Raw genomic sequence first — 18172 nt, forward strand, 5'->3', positions numbered from 1 at the left:
TGAAACAAGGATATGGAGTATACCGAATTACAAGTTACCTCAAACTTTAGTTTTCTGCGCGGCGGCTCCCATCCTGAAGAGCTGGTGGCGCAGGCGGCTGCATTGGGCTATACGGAAATTGCGATCACTGATCACAATACCCTTGCCGGTGTGGTACGCGCTCACACGGCTGCCAAAGCCAGCGGCATTCGTATGATCGTGGGCTGCTGCCTGGACCTGCAAGACGGGCCTTCGCTGCTGGCTTACCCTACCAATATCGATGCTTATGGGCGGCTGTCCCATTTACTCACCACCGGTAACCTGCGTACCGAAAAAGGCCGTTGTCTTCTTTATAAAAAGGATATTTATACTTACAAGGAAGGACTTTTATTTGCTGTAGTGCCCCCGGTAAAGTTGAACAGGAATTTTGATTATGATGATTATTTTAAAGCGAATTTAGGGGAATATACAAATCATCTAAAAGGGCAGATTTATCTTACTGCTACCCGTTCTTACCAGGGTGATGATATTAAAAAGCTCTACCGGCTGGCAGAACTATCCGACCAATATAAAGTTCCCTTGCTGGCTACCAACGACGTGCATTACCACGATACAGATCGCAGGCAGTTACAGGATATCCTTACCTGTACCCGCGAAAAGCGCACCATCTATAATGCCGGATACTTGTTATGCCAGAACGCCGAATGCTTTTTAAAACCGGAAAGGGAAATGCTGCGGTTGTTCCGGCTGTACCCCGATACTATAAAAAGTACACAGGAAATAGTTGGCGCGTGCACCTTCTCTCTCGACGAATTAAAATACGTGTATCCAACCGAGCTGACCACTGATGGCCGCACTCCCCAACAGCAGATTACTTATCTTGCCTGGAAGCGTGCCCATGAAGTTTATGGCGAAGTTTTACCCGAAAAGATCAGGGCATCTATTGAATATGAATTAAGGTTTATTGAAGAGATGAATTATGCCCCGTATTTTCTAACAGTATATGACGAGATTGAGTTTGCAAGAAACTCAAAGATCTTATGCCAGGGAAGAGGTTCTGCTGCCAATTCTACTATTTGTTATGTGCTGGGTATTACAGCGGTTGATCCGACGAAGTTCGACCTATTGTTTGAGCGGTTTGCTTCTTCAGCACGTAATGAGCCCCCGGATATAGATGTCGATTTTGAACATGAACGGCGTGAAGAAGTGATCCAGCACGTTTATAAAAAACATGGCAGAGATCATGCAGCTATTGTTGCCACGGTTACGATGGTTAAATATAAAAGAGCTGTAAGAGATGTGGCCAAAGCGATGGGTCTATCGCAGGACACCATTGATATCCTCGCAAATTGCAGCGGTATCCACGACGAAGGTGTGGATGAAAATCGCATAAGAGAGGCAGGGCTAAACCCAGCTGACCCGCACCTAAAGAAAGTATTAGAGCTGACCAGCCAGTATATCGGTTTTCCCCGCCAGTTAGGACAACACACGGGCGGATTTGTTATGACCCGGAACAAACTATCCGATCTTTGCCCGATCCTGAACGCGCGCATGAAAGACCGCACCAATATTGAATGGAATAAAGATGATATCGATACGCTCGGTATTTTAAAAGTGGATATTTTAGCGCTTGGCATGCTGACTTGTATTCGTAAATGCTTTGACCTGGCGAAGCAGCATTATAACCTCGATCTGACACTGGCTAATATCCCCCAAGACGATCCGAAGGTTTATGAGATGATCAGCATAGCTGATACGATAGGTGTATTCCAGATTGAGAGCCGCGCACAAATGTCGATGTTGCCGAGGCTGAAACCCCGGTGTTTTTATGACCTGGTGATTGAGGTAGCTATTGTGCGCCCCGGACCCATACAAGGCAACATGGTGCACCCTTATCTACGCCGAAGGAATGGGCAGGAGCCTGTAGAATATCCTTCAAAGGAATTAGAAGACATTTTAGGTAAAACCCTGGGTGTACCGCTGTTCCAGGAACAAGCGATGAAGATCGCTATTGTGGCTGCCGGTTTTACACCTGCCGAAGCTGACGAGCTGCGTAAAAGCATGGCTACTTTTAAAGCAAAAGGAGAGGTTTCTAAGCTTGAAAAAAAGCTGGTCGATGGTATGATTAGAAATGGTTATAAAGAAGAATATGCACGCAGGGTATTCCGACAGTTGGAGGGGTTTGGAAGTTACGGTTTTCCCGAAAGCCATGCAGCCAGTTTTGCGCTATTGGTTTATGTCTCTGCCTGGATCAAATGTTATTACCCTGATATCTTCGCAACAGGTATGCTCAATAGCCAGCCGATGGGCTTTTATGCACCAGCACAGTTGGTAAGGGATGCCGGGAAACATGGCGTTACTGTGCAGCCGGTCGATATCAACTTTTCATGCTGGGATAATACGCTGGAAGAAAAAGAAGGAAACTTCTATGCCCTGCGCTTAGGATTTCGACAGGTAAAGGGTTTGCGTGAAGAGGAAATGAACAAGCTGGTAGCCGCCCGTAAAAAGTCTTTTACCAATATTAATGAGCTTTTAGACGCGGGTATTTCTATCAGCACATTGGAAACACTGGCGGCAGCCGATGCATTTTGCTCTATCGGGCTGGACAGAAGAAAAACTTTATGGGAAATTACCGCACTGGCGGATCATCCGAAAGGTGTCTTTAAAGGCCAGCCGTCGGAGAGCCGTTTTGAAAAACAGATATTGCTTCCTGAAATGACAGCAGCGGAACATGTGGTACAGGATTACAGCAGCACTTCACTTTCGCTGAAGGCTCACCCGGTTCATTTTATAAGGAAGCAACTATACAGTAACCGTATTATCTCCACTGCCGACCTCAGTACATTGCCGGATGGTGCTTATGTAAAAGTAGCAGGGCTGGTACTGGTAAGGCAACGGCCTGGTACGGCATCCGGCATTTGTTTTATCACCATTGAAGATGAGACGGGCAGCGCGAATTTAGTGGTGTTCCAACACCTCTTTGAAAAGTATCGCAAAGAGATCCTGCAATCCAAATTGCTGGTAGTTTCCGGCAGGGTGCAGCGCGAAAGTGAGGTGATCCATGTGGTAGTCAAAAAATGTTTTAACGGATCGGCTTATTTACGCAGTTTGGTACCCTCCAACGGGGAAGATCCACAGGTACAGGCTCTTTGCAGGGCGGATGAAAAAGACGGCACGATGCATCCCAAAGAAGGCAGCAGAAGTACTGAAAAGAAAATGATCCAAAGCAGCTTATTTCCTTCGCGCGATTTTAAATAATCTACATGCAACAAAAATTATTCAACTATACAGAACAATTCTTTCTGCCACAGGAGCTATTAACCTATACTCCCGGATTTATAAGCTTTGAAGAAAGTAATAGTTTGCTCAGCCTTTTATTGAACACGGTTCCCTGGCAACAACATACCGTAATGATGTATGACAGGGAAGTGATTACGCCGCGCCTTTCTGCCTTCTATGGAGATAAAAGCAGGCGCGATGAAGGCAAGCGGGAAGCTTTGCCCTGGCTACCGGAACTGTATCAAATAAAAGAAAGGATAGCACAGTTTACGTGTGTCAGGGAGTACTACTGAATTATTACCGGGATGGAAATGATTCGGTGGCCTGGCATGCTGATAAGGATACGTTACCGGGTGTCAAAACGGACATCGCCTCTGTAAGCATCGGGCAGGAAAGAAATTTTGATTTTCGTAGCAAGGCAGATCACAAACGACAGTATTCTATCAAGCTGGAACATGGATCACTGCTGTTAATGAAAGCTGACCTCCAGAAACATTGGGAGCATCGCATTGCGAAGTCTTCTATGCCGATGAAGGCCAGAATCAATATGACGTTTAGAAAGGTATTGTAGCACTATGCCAAAAAGCAGTGAGGAAAAAATGCCTCAACATTCAGAGGTGCTATCCATATCTTAACAGGCACCGGAGGATTTGTATTGCCAAATGCTTTTTTTACAGGATCTAACAAATATTGCTATTTTCTGTTTTGGCACGCTTATTTATTACGGTTATTAATGACAAAATCCATTAAGCGGCCCCGTGCATTATATATAACAGGTGGTATTCTACTTCTTCTTATCATTATACGCCTGATGCTGCCTTCTATTGTACTTAGATATGCCAATACGCAGTTGTCGGAAATGAAAGGATACTACGGGCATGTAAAAGACATCGACATCGCCTTATATCGTGGGGCCTACCAGCTAGATAGCATTTATATAAACAAAGTTGACTCTGTTACCGGCAAACAAATTGAGTTTTTCAGCGCCAGAACTATTGACCTTTCGGTTGAATGGAGCGCGCTATTTGACGGTCGGATTGTTGGAGAACTGGTGTTTCTCTCACCGAAGCTGATCTTCACCAAGGATAAGGCTGAAATCGGCCAGGTAGCAAAAGATACCAATGATTTCCGTAAAATATTAAAAGATTTTATGCCTCTTAAAGTGAACCGCTTCGAGATACAAAAGGGCAGCATACATTATGTCGATAATACCAAATCTCCGAAAGTGGATATTTTTCTGGAGAATACATATGTGCTGGCACAAAACCTGAAAAATACATCTGACAGCAATACCTTATTACCCTCACCTATACAAGCAAGTGCCGATGTGTATGATGGCAAATTTACACTGGACATGAAAGTGAATGCTTTGGAAAAGCAGCCTACTTTCGATTTAACAGCAGAGCTCAAAAGTACAAAACTGGTCAAGGTGAACGACTTCTTTAAAGCTTATGGAAAATTTGATGTGAGTAAAGGCAGCATGGGCTTATATACCGAATTTGCGGCAAAGGATGGTAAATTTAAAGGTTACGTCAAACCGATCATTAAAGATTTGCAGGTGCTGGGCACGGAAGATAAAAAGGACAACCTCGGTCAAAAGATCAAAGAAGGGGCCATTGAGGTAGCTGGCAAGATCTTAAAAAATCCGAAGAAAGAACAGGTAGCAACGAAAGTGCCTATCGAAGGGAGCTTTTCAAATACTTCTGTGGACACCCCGGAAGCTATCTGGGAGATATTGAGAAATGCCTTTATTGAGGCGCTCATGCCTTCTGTCGATAACGAGATCAATATACAGTCTGCTGAAACGGTAGATGGTGAGGAAGATAAGCCCGGATTTTTTAAACGACTGTTTACGTCAAAGAAAAAACGTGAAGAACAGGCTAAAGAAAAAAACCGGGAAAAGCCCGTTGAAAAACAGACCAACGGTCTTAAGAAATACAGTAGCGTCAATCAAAATAAATAATTATGGAAGCAGTAAAAAACGTCAATAAAGGTAAGCGATTATCGTTTAAAGGAATATGGGCGGTTATTAAAGATACCTTTAAGGGATTTTCAGATCATAAGGTTACCAAGTTAAGTGGATCGCTCGCGTACTACACTGTTTTTTCTATGGGCCCGCTTTTAGTGATGATCATTTCCCTTTGTGGATTATTCCTGGAAAGGGAAGCGATAGAAGGCGAAGTATTTAGTGTTCTGGAAGGTTTTGTAGGCAAGGATACAGCCATTCAGCTCCAGCAAATTATCAAGAATGCTTCTCTTACCGGAAAAAGTACTATGGCTGCTATTATCGGTGGTGTAACGCTTCTAATTGGGGCTACTACAGTTTTTGGAGAAATTCAGGACTCTATCAACACTATCTGGGGGCTAAAGGCAAAGCCTAAGAAAGGATGGCTGAAAATGTTACAAAACAGGTTCCTTTCATTTTCCGTTATTATCAGTCTTGGATTTTTATTATTGGTATCGCTGGCTGTAACCGGAGTTATAGAAGGTATAAGCAAAGGACTACAGGCCAGGTACCCAGATGTAACAGTAATATTGTTCTATATTCTCAACTTAGTGCTTACTTTGATTATCAGCGGCGTCATATTTGCCGTAATATTCAAGGTGCTTCCTGATGCCAAAATAAAATGGCGCGATGTATTTGCCGGTGCGTTGATAACAGCCATCCTGTTCATGATCGGTAAGTTCGGTATCTCACTATACATATCCCAAACGCAGGTAGGCAGTACTTACGGTGCTGCCGGGTCCTTGGTGATTTTAATTGTCTGGGTATATTATTCATCGATCATTCTTTACCTGGGCGCTGAATTTACGAAAGCGTATGCCGTAGCGTATGGCGACGATATACATCCCAGTGATTATGCGGTCACCACCAAAGAAGTGGAAGTGGAAACCGGCAGGAAAACCATTCAGGAGAAAGAAAAAGAATAAAGTTATGCCTTCAACTGTTATACGATCCATCCATTACAACGAAGCGAAAGAATTGCTGATAGTTGAGTTCGTTTCGGGCCTGGTTTATCATTATATGCGAGTGCCTCCTTCTGTTTACAATGCTTTTAAGAACTCGAAAATGAAAGGCGTTTATTTTAACGAGCACATCAAGGATCAATTTTCTTTCAAACGGATCCATACCGATCCCAACTTATTTAGCCTTCAGGGGATTGTTTAAAAGGCAAATTTTTTTATTTATAGTACATGCCAGTTAAAATTTGTCGGTTATATGAAAAAGCGCAGCTACAAAATTACCTTCGATTTAAAGGAAGGTTATGCTCCTGAAAGCAAGGTGCATACTTTACCGGAAGCCACTGAAATAGTGGCTTCATGGATGTCGCGGAGACTTAAAGAGCGTTTGCCCGTGGTCAGCTGTTTCCTGCAAGATGGTCAGCTTATATTTCCTTCCGTTGGACCTCATGCAAACCAATACCCTGTAACAGTGACACCAAGCGTTGTTTTAACGGGTGAGCTATCAACGATGGAAGATATAAAAAGAACGGACCAGGAAATAAAAGACACGCTTCGCAGTCTTGCTTTATATATAAAACAGGAGCTCGGCCAGGAATCTGTTTATATCGTCTTCAGGGATGAGAACTTTTGTATATAAATTAAACCGACCAGTTCGTGACTGGTACGGACTTTACTTCATTTTAAGCCATATGATATGAGTTTATCTCAATATAAAGGTAAAAGATCTTCAAACAAGACACCTGAACCGTTCGGCGGCAAGTCCAGTGGCAAGGAATTGCGCTTTGTTGTTCAGAAACATGCTGCTTCGCATCTTCATTACGACTTTCGTCTGGAAATGGATGGTGTTCTGAAAAGTTGGGCCGTGCCTAAGGGGCCTTCCACCGATCCCGACGTTAAGCGCCTGGCCATGATGGTGGAAGATCATCCTTATGATTACCGGAACTTTGAGGGAGTCATACCTAAAGGACAGTATGGCGGCGGTACTGTGATCATGTGGGATGAGGGTCCTTACGAGCCGGTTGAAGCTGTTGCAGGTGATATAAAGAGACAGGAAAAACAACTATTACAACAGCTATACAGCGGGAAGCTTAAGTTCGTTCTTCATGGTAAAAAACTGAAGGGGACATATGCCCTGGTAAAGGCGCATGGACGTGGCGAAAACGGATGGTTGCTGATGAAGCTGGAAGATAAATATGCCAGTTCTGCTGATATAACCCTGAAGGATAAATCTGTTCTTTCCAAAAAGACCATCGCGCAAATGACCCAGTCGCCGGATAAAGTTTACGGTCAAAAAGCGGCGAAAAAGGCTTCAGCGAAAAAAGTAACAGAAGCAAAAAAGCCGGCAACCGCAAAGGAAATTAGCCAACCTGTGAAAAAAAGGAAAAAAACGCCTGGGAAAAAAGCAGGGAAAAATAGTCGTACGGATATTAGTTTATTGATAGAAAAAGGGCAAAAGCAATCCTTCTTTGATCGTATCAAAGCACCGATGCTGGCCACACTGGTAGATAAGCCGTTCGATGCGGAGGGATGGTTGTACGAGATCAAATGGGATGGTTACCGCGCAGTTGCCTTTATGAACAATGGTACTGTAGCGTTAAAATCCCGCAATAACAAATCTTTTAGCGAAAAGTTTTATCCTATCCATGATACCCTCAGCAGCAGAAATTTAAACGCGGTAATTGATGGTGAGGTAGTCGTAGTCGGCGATAACGGACATGCTGATTTCGGTGCGCTGCAAAACTGGAGAAGTGAGGCTGACGGAACACTTCTTTATTATGTCTTTGATATTCTCTGGTATGATGGCTATGATGTTACGCAACTACCACTCACAGAACGACGCGTAATCCTTAAAGAGATTATAGAAGAAGACGATTTTATAAAGATCAGCCAGGATTTTGCAACTTCAGGGATAAAATTCCTGGAAGCAGCCAGGCAAATGGGGCTTGAAGGTATTATGGCTAAACATGGTGATAGCATCTATCAAATAGGAAACCGCACAAAAGATTGGTTGAAAATAAAGGCCAGTAAACGCCAGGAAGTAGTAATCGGCGGTTTTACCCAAAATGCAGGATCCACTAAACCGTTCAGCTCCCTGCTGGTGGGTGTTTTTGATCAAAAGCGGAAACTGGTATATACCGGCAAGATCGGTACAGGCTTCAGTATTGCCAGGCAAAAAGAAATGATGGAGCAATTCAAGCCATTAATCACGGATAAACCGCCCTTCACAGAAATACCCGATGTGAACAAGCCAAGCCGGTTCCGGCCCAACCCTCCCAAAGCCGTGGCTACCTGGCTTAAGCCGCAACTTATTTGCGAAGCAAGTTATGCTGAGATCACCGGTGATGGGGTGATGCGGCATCCTTCTTTTGAAGGCATGCGGGAAGACAAAAAAGCAAAAGCTGTGAAGCTGGAAAAAGAAGCGCCGGTGGAGAAAATCCTTGCAGAAACGGACACTACCCCCATAGCGATCAGCGCACCGGTTAAAGGCAGCCGCAGGACGTTGCTCAACCCGTCTGAAGAAACTCAGGTGAAGAAAATAAACGGTCATGAATTAAAGTTTACCAATCTAAGCAAAGTGTTCTGGCCGGACATTAAAGGTGCCAAGCGTGATATGCTCAACTACTATTATCAGGTTGCGCCCATTATGTTGCCTTATCTAAAGGACAGGCCCATGTCTTTGAACCGCTATCCTAATGGCATTAACGGGAAAAATTTTTATCAGAAAGACTTTACAGGGAAGATCCCGGACTGGATCCATACTTACCTGTACCACAGCGGTAGTGATAACCGCGACAGGAACTATATCGTATGTAAAAAAGAAGCCGACCTGCTTTATATGGCCAACCTGGCCAGCATTGAAATGAACCCCTGGAGCAGTAAAGAACAAACACCTGATAGGCCGGACTGGTGTGTTATCGACCTGGACCCGGATAAAAATTCTTTTAACCAGGTAATAGCGTGCGCGCAGGTGACACACCAGTTGCTGGATGCGCTAAGTGTTCCTTCTTATTGTAAAACATCCGGATCAACAGGCCTGCATATCTATATTCCGCTTGGAGGAAAATATGATTATGAAAGCTCTAAAGAGTTTGCAAGGGTGATCGCTACGATGGTGCAGCGGGAGCTACCCAAGTTTACCAGCATTGAACGGCTGACAGCAAAAAGAAGGGGGAAGATGTATATAGACTTTTTACAAAACCGGCCGCAGGCTACATTAGCCGCTCCTTATTCAGTACGGCCTAAGCCCGGCGCCATGGTTTCTATGCCACTGCATTGGGATGAAGTGAAGAAAGGACTTAAAATGAGCGATTTTACTATTTACAATGCTATGGACCGGATAAGGGAAACGGGTGATTTGTTTGCTCCTGTTATTAAAAAGGGCATTAACCTGAAAAAGGTAAGCAAGGCGCTGGAACGCCTGTAAGAAGCATCAGAGAGCCTGAACACAGTGTCGACAAGCTAGCTAAAAGAAAATTAAAAATGTATATGGCATGATATTTAAGATACAGTATTGAATAAAAGTGAATGATGAAAAGAACCTTAACCCTGATAACCTGCCTGTTTCTGCTGACGGTTACAGCCTGCGCCCAGTCAGAAAAATCTTCGAATATTCCAATGAACGCTGATCTCCCGGATGAAACGGAGGAAATCGCCCTCATAGACAAAGGTATGTTCCAGGTAGAAACAGCGGTCCTTGTTAACCATTACCAAGATGATGCTTCTTCTGTATTAGGACAGTTACTGGTGCGTTATGGATTGAGTGATAAAGTAGAGTTGCGGGCTATCCTGGAGGACGGAAAAAACCGGGACGCCTACTTTAAGAATACCGTTCAGGCTACGCTGCCGCTTGGAGTAGGTACTAAGATATCCTTATTAAAAGACCACACCTGGTTACCGGATATGACATTCATAGGCTATTTAAGCCTGCCTTTTACCTCGCGCTCTTCCCTGGAACAGCAACATTGGTCACCTATCCTGCTGATGGCCTTTGAAAACAAATTTTCAGAAAAATGGAAGCTCGAATACAACGGCGGTGGTCAGCAGGAAGTTTTCTCCGATAATTGGGTATGGCTCGCCAATGGTTCACTGCACTATAAAATATCCAATCCTTTGGAATTGTTCCTGGAATATTTTGCTCAGTATCCAACGGGGCAACAGGGACATAATAATATAGGCGGCGGCCTGACTTACGAACTTGGCCATAATACACAGATCTACCTGTCGGGAGGTTCCAGTGTCGGGTATCAAGAACCCAACCAGTTTGCTGCAGCGGGAATTGCTTTCAGGATACATTAAAGGTCATTTACCGCCGCCAGTTCTAGAGGATTTAAAATTAAATGAGCAGATTTCTGGTAACCGGTAAAGTACAGAACCTGGTCCTTAAAGTGTAAAGCAGCGATTTTGTAGTTCGGAAATTGCTCACCAGGCGTTTGCAAAAAAAGCTTTCCATGCAACATCAGGTGCATGAAAAGCTTGTCACTTTTACCGAAATCCATACATCGTTGCTTACTGATTCTAGCAACTGTTTTTAGTTTCTTTTTGCTTAGCGCGTCCTTTAGGCTCTTTGTAAGGTTGCGGGTAAAATCTGGAGGTCCGGTAATCCGGGCATTTTAACTTTTATTGCTGGTTAAGTATTCTTCTACTTTGTTGCGATCATTTCCAACGGCCTTAATCGCTTCCAACACCTGCTCCCTGCTCACGCCATGCTTTTTTACGATATAATCTACTTCGTAATCTTCACCGGCAGCTACCTGGTTACGATCCCTTGCATCATTTATTGTTTTGTCGTCTGCCATAATACTAAAATTTAAAGGTTAAATAATATTTTCTATTCAGCAAAGACTATGCAAGAGACGCTTCTAACTGTGAAAACTTTGTAATAATTCACTGTTTTTATGAGCAATGGCGGTGTCCAGCACCGGTGCAAAGAGGTCTCCCTTCTTTTCCAGCCGCTTTATAATCATGTCTTTATTGAATCTGTACCGGTCCAGCGTCAACTTCACTTCCCGCCATTCGAGCGGTGTACTGACCAGGGGTTCATGATAGGGCCGGATAGCGTATGGAGCGGCTAAAGTATCCGCGTAATCATTCTGATTGGCGTCAATATACACCTGATCTCCCCGCTGGTTGACAGACTCACTTCGTGTTGAAATATCTTTAACCAATACATGGATCTCATCAGCCAGGTGATTGGCAATTGTTCTTGTCTGCTTAAAGTTCAGCCCGGCACAGGGAATATAAATGTGCATGCCGGTTTTACCGGAGGTCTTTATAAAGGAGGTAAGCTTACTTCCTGTGAGCACTTCTTTTGCAGCGAGCGCCACTTCAACCGCTCTGTTAAATCCTTTATCTTCCGATCCCTTTCTTTTGGCATCCACGGTCGGATCCAGGTCAAGCCATATATAATCCGGTTCATCAGGATGCTGCACGCGGGAAGCCCAGGGATTTATATCCACACAGCCCACATCTACCATAAAGAGCAAAGTCTCCCGGTTATTGCAAACCAGGTAATCAATATAGCTTCTCTTGCCTGCCTTAGCTGCTTTTCTTTTGTCTGTAAATATGTCCGCACAATCCGGCTGGCGATTTTCCATATCCTTGATAAAAGTCGTCGGTCCACCTGCTTTGGATAGCTTTAGGTTCAGCGACTGCGGGCGACCTTTAATATGGGGCAGTATATAGTCCGCCACCTGGTTATAGTATAAGACTAGGTCTCCTTTGGCGGTACCGGACCAAAGCTCTCGGTCCACATCATGCAATTGAATGGTACAATGATCTAATTCAAAGTCAGTCGGTTCTTTACCTCGAAAGAGTTCATCCACTTTTCTCCAATTACTATCCGCGTTTAAATATTTTATCTTCTTTCGTTGAGCAGGCTTTGTTTTCTTCGGTGCTTCCTCTTTTTCTACCTGCTGCTCCACCACTTCAGCTGCCTTGGGAATTTCACGAACGACATCCTTCGCTTTCTTATCTTTTCTAAAGCCCAGGAAAGTAGCCGGTTTACGGATCCTGCCGGTTTGGGTCCAGGTGGCGAATTCAAAGTTGGCTACCAGCTGAGGTTTTACATAGTGCGTTACGGCTCCTTTGGTATCCAGCACTGCGTTTACAAAGGGTGATTTATTGATCTCGATAGCTTTAAGTTGCTTTAAGATACTCGGCATCTCTTTTTCTTTATACCCACCGCCACTTCTGCCGATCCAGTTTAACTGCCCGTTTTCGTAAGCGCCAAATAACAGACTTTTAAAGGAACGGCCATTTGCTGATTCTGCCCATCCGCCGATCACGAACTCCTGTCTTTTACGGGTGGGTATCTTCAGCCAGTCGTTTGCCCTGTTGTTCTCTATATACCTGCTGTCTTTTTGCTTGGCTACAACGCCTTCCAGGTTCTGCTCCAAAGCATCTTTATATAGCGCTTTTCCATCTTCAAAGCTTTCGCTGAAGCGCAGTTCCGGACGATCCCCGATCAATACTTTCAACAGTTCTTTTCTTTCGGTAAGAGGCTGATCCTTTAAATTTTTTCCGTCCATCCACAGCAGGTCGAATACACAGTAACTGATCGGTGTGTTATGGCCGTTATACTTTTGAATTGCATCAAAGTCCGGCTTGCCTTTTTCATTAAAGACAACGATTTCCCCATCAATAACGGCGTCATGCTTCAGGCTTTTCAGCGCCTTTTCTATAGGAGGATATTTCTTCGTGTAATCCAGGCCACTGCGGGAAGTGAGGAGAACTTTCCCCTTTTGGAGGTAAGATATAATCCGGTAGCCATCCCACTTGATCTCATAAAGGTAATCTTCCAGGTCCGGTACTTCGCGAACCAGGGTACAGAGCATCGGCGACACTTTTGCAGGCATCGGATCTTTAGTACGCTTTACCATACGTCATCTTTGGATACCTTGAGGGTTTCTATCACATACTGGCCCACTTCATCTGCAGCACCGGCAGTCTTGACGCGCGCTCTTACAGCAGCCTCCCAGTCCGAAATAGCCTCCTTTCTGGTGGTGCCATAACCCAATATACCTTGCTGCGGATCGGGCCCCAGCAGGCAGCAATAACCCTGCCCGTCATGCCAAAGAACAGGACGCAGGTCTTTTACCGCTTTGGAGAGTCCTTCCTCTTCAAAGTCGATATCTATCTGCAGGGGAAGTGGAATATCCATTTGTTTCATAAAAATTTCATTTTAGAATTTGCGCTCAACGATTAAATAACCGGAACAACAAGCATACCAACCCGGCGGTAATGGAGAAAATAACGATATGATTGACTTAGTTCTTCTGAGCCATTTTTAAACAGATTTTCAAAACCGGCAGATTTGTGGATAAAACTATTGCGAGAGAACGAGACAATGGCAGAAGCACCGTAAAAAAGGTGATCCAAAGCAGCTTATTCTAAAACAGCAATCTGCATAAATACATTTATCAAAAATGTAGTAGAAGGAAATGATGTTATAAAAGCCCGAACGAAAACGAGAAGGCTTATAACAACTTTATCGGACGAATGCAAATGCAGGTATTAGATAGAAGCCAAAATGATTAGGTTTAAATATGGACCATGGGATTTCAGATATCGCGGTTTATTAACACATTGATTGGCAGTCTACAACCTGCAAATCCGGTATTCAAATTAAAATTTCGGATTCCTTACCTTTACACCACCAAATTATCTGGCTTGTCATGAAATACGTTTCTCTCTTTGTCTTAATCCTATCTCTCAACATCTCTGCTTCTTCTCAGGAAGAATTGGTTTTTAATGACTCCACCTACATCATTGGAATTATAAATAAAAAAGTCGAAGCAAAGGTCAGCGGCAGCTATTACCTTACTAAGACATTATACTCCGGAACCAATGTGCTTGTCTCCGGTCGCGTTACCGGACCCGGCGGGGGTTATGAAGTAATTTACATGGATAAGAAATATATTATCCCGCCGGATGGATTGAACACTAACTATAAAGATTTGTATCGGTTGCTGTCAAACGCTGAAGGTAAGGAGCTCAATCTGCTCGATTCCGTTGCCAATGCCATGTCAGGGATTGCCAGTCAATATGAGATAAAAAAAGCATTAGAATACGTAGATAAGCTGCGGCCCAGAGGACTTGCGATTATTGATTACAGGGCTTATGACGAAAGTGAATATACCGGTGGCACCGGCTTCAGAGTTAAAGTATTGAACCTTTCCAAAAAAACCATTAAGTACGTCACCTTTAATATCACCGGAAGAAATGCTGTAGATGATGCGGTTAGCACGAAAACCCGCAGAGGTATAGGCCCCATCAAGCCGGATGAAACCGGAAGTTATGAATTCGAATATGTGTGGTTTACCGATATAGTGGAGTACATAAAGATCAACAGTATCACCCTTCAATATCTGGATGGTACCAGTAAGGTTGTAACCGGTGTTGATAAAATTGTATTACCTGACAGGATTGTTGATGTCCTGCAGAGCAATGATTAGTACTCGCTTAATTATACTGTCATAAAGCTCACTGCTCATTCCAATGACTTTTTTCCGAATATATCAGAACCACCAAATTAAGTACCTTTAAAAGATTTTAATACGAACGCCATATGCAGGATCAGCCAATTCCCAACTACCAATTTCTTTCCAATCAACCACTTGGGGAAGACCTCTTTAAAAATAAATCCCAGGAAAAAATAGCAGGGATAATCAGCAATAAAATTATCAATGAAGCCAACTTTAAAATTGTGGGAATAGACGGAACCTGGGGTTCCGGTAAAAGCAACCTGGTGCGGTTAATTCAAAAGAATTTAGAAGAAACCCATCAATTCTTTATATACGATGTATGGGGGCATCAGGAAGACGAACAAAGGAAGGCTATCCTGGTAGAATTTACTGAGTTTATTACCAACAAAAAGCACAACTTGGTGTCTAATAAAGGGAACTGGAGAGCCAAGCTGGATCAATTACTGGCAAATTCCAAGATAACCAAAACAGAAAATATCCCTTATTTAAGCGTCGGTTTTATTTTTTCTCTGCTTTCCATCATTTATATCCCCATTGTTAATGTATTCAAGGACGGAATGTCTGATTATTTTGGAATAGAGAAATGGTACTGGAAATTGCTGCTGGTGGCATTTCCCATCCTAATTGTTATTGGTATCTACATTTACAATCTTTTCCGTAACTGGTTTAATAAAAAGGGCTTCTGCAAGAGCTTTCGGCTTTCTGCGGAGGATACTTTCCAGGTGTATACCAATAAACAGAAGGAAGAAACCAAAATAGAAACCATTTCGGAGCAGCAACCTACAGTTAGAGATTTTCAAAAATGGATGGAGGAAATTGATAAAGATCTTAATAAAAAGGTCGTAATTGTTTTTGACAATTTCGACCGACTCCCAAGAAAACACATTTTAAATATCTGGTCATCTATTCATATCTTTTTTGCAGAAAAGCCCTACTCTAACATTAAAGTAATCCTGCCTTTCGACAGGGAGCATGTGCAAAATGCATTTAAGGAATTAAATAATGGTAATAACAGCACTTTTGCGGACGACTATATCAATAAGACTTTTGATGTGGTGTTTAGGGTGAGTCTTCCAATAATGTCTGACTGGAAACAATTCTTCGAGAACCAGTGGAAAATTGCCTTTCAAAATTTTAATGCTGTTGAATTAAAACTTGTTATACAGGTTTACGAATTTTTACATCGTAGAATCACACCAAGGGAAATTATATCCTTTATCAACGAGGTCTTAACCGTTAAACTTTTGAACCATGATTATAAGGAGCGCTACATTTCCATCTTCGTTTTACTAAAAGACGACATTTTAAATGAGCCGCTAAAAGCGATCACTGACCTGGATTATTTAAAAGGTTTAAAGTCTGTTTATGGAAACGATCCGGATTATGCGAAACAACTTACCGCTATCGTTTATCACCTTGATGTTGAAAATGCGTTGGAGTTAATCTACACACAGGAATTAAAGGACGCTTTAAATAAAGGTGATACGATAAAGTTTAATCAAATCTGCGGTTCGGATTTTGGCGATGCGATCTTTACATCTGCTATTTCTGATATTGAAATTCTTGAAAACCCTATTACCACCCTTTCCAAAATCGATGACAATTCAAAGGTATCAGCCATACTTGTTAAACAAGCCTGGAAAAGGTTTTATGACATGGCGATAGCAAGTAATCAACAACCTGATGTTCTTGACATTGAGGAGTGGCAGCTTATACTTGTCAACAACTACGCTGATGATGAGTTTTTAAAACGACTATTATCACAATATGCAGATAAGATAGAAGATACTACCGTAAGTAATTACATTGCCCTAATAGATAAAATAGTACAAAGTTGCGGCAAAGAAAGAGTACACCCTCTTTTGAAGACAAAGGCGATCAGCGCTGCAAACCAGGTAAAAATAATAGGTGATAATGATAATGAGTATCAATTCTACCAGTTGACTACGAGCGATGCAGCGATGGATGCCTACCTGTCCGAGCTGGAACTACCTGATCTGTTAGACATTGACCATACCCGCATAATATGTAACCATTTCGCTTTACCCGGTTATAAAGTTTCGCTAAAAGCCTTGTTAAAAAAAGCCGCCGATGAAGGAAATACCGAAGATGCCAATAACATTCTTGTAAAGTTAATGGAGACAGCCCGGCCTGGAAAAAACGCTGCGTTAAAAGGTATTCTTGATGACAGCAGCATTTACACACTATATCAGGGAGACGCCAAATCAGACATTGCCAATGACCTCATTGCCATGCGCATAGCCGCCGGCTCTTCCTTTAATTCGACATACAGCACCTACTTCGAAAGCATACTGGAAGCGAGCGATCCGGTGGCCGCAGAGCAAATAAGTAAAGTCATCCTTCACTATATTACTTACACAGATCTGTTATTATTATCAGAACAATTTGATGATTCGGAGCTGTTTAAAGAAATAATCCTGAATCTATTTGAAGATGACGACCAGGTAAAGGATGCGGACACCTTGATTTTAATTAATCATTATGCTAAAATCAAGGAAGGACTGTCAATTACCGATGACCACTTACTTGTAGAACTGAATAAATTTAAACTTGACCCGAACGACCTGGATGTAAATAGAATTGACGCAACGTTTGCCTCAGACAGTTTTACCAATCATGAGCTATCTATTTCAAAAATCTTCATAAATCGGTTTAACGAAGATTTTAAAACCCTAGATAACGAAGGCTATGAGGTCGTATTCGATGAACAAGATAATATCCACTTTATGTTCTTTAATCATTTAAGACCGGATTCGTTAACCCAATTATCGCTGGATGTTTTCAAGGAAAAATTTATAGCAAAGATCAAATCAAAGAGCGCTGACGAATCCTGGTGGAAAGTTTTGGAAAAATATGAACGCAACCGTGATCGGCTTTCTATCGAGAATACACTTAAAGATCTCAGGGACCAGTTTATAAATGGTCACATAGAGCTGGATCTTCAGACAGTTAATCATATACTTCCCTACTTTATTCAATATAACCTGTTAGATGCAACTACGGATATTTTCAGAACAATTATAAAAAACACCTTTTTAAACAATACTGGTTTCGTCCAAATCCTGCTGAAGAATGCAGCGTATATAAAAAGTCTTTATCAAGCTACTCCGCAAAATCAAAAGGAAGATTTTCGAAACCTTATTAATGAAAGAAGAGGAGAAAATGAAGCTATTGAAGCATTAGCAAAATCGATAGATATCAGGAAGCCAGCCAACCCCAAAGTCGAAGAAAACAAGCCTGATCAAAAATAGTTGTACTAACTTACAGAAAGGATATGATATGGGTTAAAAGGTTGGAGAAACTAAGTCCGGTGCAGATTTTTGCTGAAGATTAATTGATTCCAGTCCATATCACTTAGTAGCTCATCGTCCTTCTTAGCAAACGGGTCGTACCAGCCAAGCTTCCTTTTGGCCTCTCCATTTTCTTCCTTAATTATTATAAAACCT

At 42.6% G+C, this 18172-nt stretch carries 15 protein-coding genes; 11 read left to right on the forward strand and 4 right to left on the reverse strand.

Annotation, left to right across the window (positions count from 1 at the left end; genetic code table 11):
* The first annotated feature begins 12 nt into the window (after positions 1–12).
* The 9 genes from ACYVBM_RS17260 to ACYVBM_RS17300 all read left to right on the forward strand — a co-directional run bounded on the left by ACYVBM_RS17260 (position 13) and on the right by ACYVBM_RS17300 (position 10518).
* Positions 13–3237, forward strand: a complete 3225-nt coding sequence (locus ACYVBM_RS17260) for an error-prone DNA polymerase (protein ID WP_460686944.1) — start codon at positions 13–15, stop codon at positions 3235–3237.
* A gap of 5 nt (positions 3238–3242) precedes the next feature.
* Positions 3243–3551, forward strand: coding sequence for an alpha-ketoglutarate-dependent dioxygenase AlkB family protein (locus tag ACYVBM_RS17265; RefSeq protein ID WP_460686945.1), 309 nt, complete (start codon positions 3243–3245; stop codon positions 3549–3551).
* The gene (locus ACYVBM_RS17270) at positions 3530–3829 is read left to right on the forward strand and encodes an alpha-ketoglutarate-dependent dioxygenase AlkB (RefSeq protein ID WP_460686946.1); all 300 of its coding nucleotides are present in this window, start codon (positions 3530–3532) and stop codon (positions 3827–3829) included. The genes ACYVBM_RS17265 and ACYVBM_RS17270 overlap by 22 nt, the downstream gene beginning before the upstream one ends.
* Positions 3830–3991: 162 nt before the next feature.
* Positions 3992–5221 carry a DUF748 domain-containing protein gene (locus ACYVBM_RS17275; RefSeq protein WP_460686947.1) on the forward strand — a complete coding sequence of 410 codons (1230 nt, stop codon included), beginning with the start codon at positions 3992–3994 and terminating at the stop codon, positions 5219–5221.
* A 2-nt stretch (positions 5222–5223) separates the two neighbouring features.
* Entirely contained in the window at positions 5224–6189 is a 966-nt protein-coding gene (locus ACYVBM_RS17280) for a YihY/virulence factor BrkB family protein (RefSeq protein WP_460686948.1), read from the forward strand.
* Between the two features lie 4 nt (positions 6190–6193).
* Positions 6194–6427: a KTSC domain-containing protein gene (locus tag ACYVBM_RS17285; protein ID WP_460686949.1), complete on the forward strand. Its 234-nt coding sequence runs from the start codon at positions 6194–6196 to the stop codon at positions 6425–6427.
* Positions 6428–6478: 51 nt separating this feature from the next.
* Positions 6479–6859: a hypothetical protein gene (locus ACYVBM_RS17290; RefSeq protein WP_460686950.1), complete on the forward strand. Its 381-nt coding sequence runs from the start codon at positions 6479–6481 to the stop codon at positions 6857–6859.
* Positions 6860–6916: 57 nt separating this feature from the next.
* A complete protein-coding gene (gene ligD, locus ACYVBM_RS17295; RefSeq protein WP_460686951.1) occupies positions 6917–9646 on the forward strand; it encodes a DNA ligase D in 2730 nt (909 codons plus the stop codon).
* Positions 9647–9747: 101 nt separating this feature from the next.
* On the forward strand, positions 9748–10518 hold the full coding sequence (locus ACYVBM_RS17300; RefSeq protein WP_460686952.1) for a transporter: 771 nt from the start codon (positions 9748–9750) through the stop codon (positions 10516–10518).
* On the opposite strand, the gene ACYVBM_RS17305 is transcribed toward ACYVBM_RS17300, so the two are convergent.
* From ACYVBM_RS17305 to ACYVBM_RS17320, 4 genes are all read right to left on the reverse strand, one after another.
* Positions 10515–10823 (reverse strand): DNA-formamidopyrimidine glycosylase family protein, encoded by a 309-nt coding sequence (locus ACYVBM_RS17305; RefSeq protein WP_460686971.1) that lies wholly within the window; start codon positions 10821–10823, stop codon positions 10515–10517. The genes ACYVBM_RS17300 and ACYVBM_RS17305 overlap by 4 nt on opposite strands.
* Positions 10824–10832: 9 nt before the next feature.
* On the reverse strand, positions 10833–11018 hold the full coding sequence (locus tag ACYVBM_RS17310) for a DUF3606 domain-containing protein (RefSeq protein WP_460686953.1): 186 nt from the start codon (positions 11016–11018) through the stop codon (positions 10833–10835).
* Positions 11019–11081: 63 nt separating this feature from the next.
* Entirely contained in the window at positions 11082–13100 is a 2019-nt protein-coding gene (gene ligD / locus ACYVBM_RS17315; RefSeq protein WP_460686954.1) for a DNA ligase D, read from the reverse strand.
* The gene (locus ACYVBM_RS17320) at positions 13094–13390 is read right to left on the reverse strand and encodes a hypothetical protein (RefSeq protein ID WP_460686955.1); all 297 of its coding nucleotides are present in this window, start codon (positions 13388–13390) and stop codon (positions 13094–13096) included. The genes ligD (ACYVBM_RS17315) and ACYVBM_RS17320 overlap by 7 nt, the downstream gene beginning before the upstream one ends.
* Before the next feature lie 505 nt (positions 13391–13895).
* Here ACYVBM_RS17320 and ACYVBM_RS17325 point away from each other — a divergent pair.
* Positions 13896–14675 (forward strand): hypothetical protein, encoded by a 780-nt coding sequence (locus ACYVBM_RS17325; protein ID WP_460686956.1) that lies wholly within the window; start codon positions 13896–13898, stop codon positions 14673–14675.
* Between the two features lie 113 nt (positions 14676–14788).
* The gene (locus ACYVBM_RS17330; RefSeq protein ID WP_460686957.1) at positions 14789–17977 is read left to right on the forward strand and encodes a P-loop NTPase fold protein; all 3189 of its coding nucleotides are present in this window, start codon (positions 14789–14791) and stop codon (positions 17975–17977) included.
* Positions 17978–18172 lie beyond the last annotated feature (195 nt).

The organism is Niabella aquatica (assembly GCF_054779315.1).

Excerpts from the sequence above, each read along its gene's own strand:
- ACYVBM_RS17260 (WP_460686944.1), top strand. The coding sequence starts at position 13 with ATGGAGTATACCGAATTACAAGTTACCTCAAACTTTAGTTTTCTGCGC.
- ACYVBM_RS17265 (WP_460686945.1), top strand. The coding sequence starts at position 3,243 with ATGCAACAAAAATTATTCAACTATACAGAACAATTCTTTCTGCCACAG.
- ACYVBM_RS17275 (WP_460686947.1), top strand. The coding sequence starts at position 3,992 with ATGACAAAATCCATTAAGCGGCCCCGTGCATTATATATAACAGGTGGT.
- ACYVBM_RS17280 (WP_460686948.1), top strand. The coding sequence starts at position 5,224 with ATGGAAGCAGTAAAAAACGTCAATAAAGGTAAGCGATTATCGTTTAAA.
- ACYVBM_RS17285 (WP_460686949.1), top strand. The coding sequence starts at position 6,194 with ATGCCTTCAACTGTTATACGATCCATCCATTACAACGAAGCGAAAGAA.
- ACYVBM_RS17290 (WP_460686950.1), top strand. The coding sequence starts at position 6,479 with ATGAAAAAGCGCAGCTACAAAATTACCTTCGATTTAAAGGAAGGTTAT.
- ligD (WP_460686951.1), top strand. The coding sequence starts at position 6,917 with ATGAGTTTATCTCAATATAAAGGTAAAAGATCTTCAAACAAGACACCT.
- ACYVBM_RS17300 (WP_460686952.1), top strand. The coding sequence starts at position 9,748 with ATGATGAAAAGAACCTTAACCCTGATAACCTGCCTGTTTCTGCTGACG.
- ACYVBM_RS17310 (WP_460686953.1), bottom strand. The coding sequence starts at position 11,018 with ATGGCAGACGACAAAACAATAAATGATGCAAGGGATCGTAACCAGGTA.
- ligD (WP_460686954.1), bottom strand. The coding sequence starts at position 13,100 with ATGGTAAAGCGTACTAAAGATCCGATGCCTGCAAAAGTGTCGCCGATG.
- ACYVBM_RS17320 (WP_460686955.1), bottom strand. The coding sequence starts at position 13,390 with ATGAAACAAATGGATATTCCACTTCCCCTGCAGATAGATATCGACTTT.
- ACYVBM_RS17325 (WP_460686956.1), top strand. The coding sequence starts at position 13,896 with ATGAAATACGTTTCTCTCTTTGTCTTAATCCTATCTCTCAACATCTCT.
- ACYVBM_RS17330 (WP_460686957.1), top strand. The coding sequence starts at position 14,789 with ATGCAGGATCAGCCAATTCCCAACTACCAATTTCTTTCCAATCAACCA.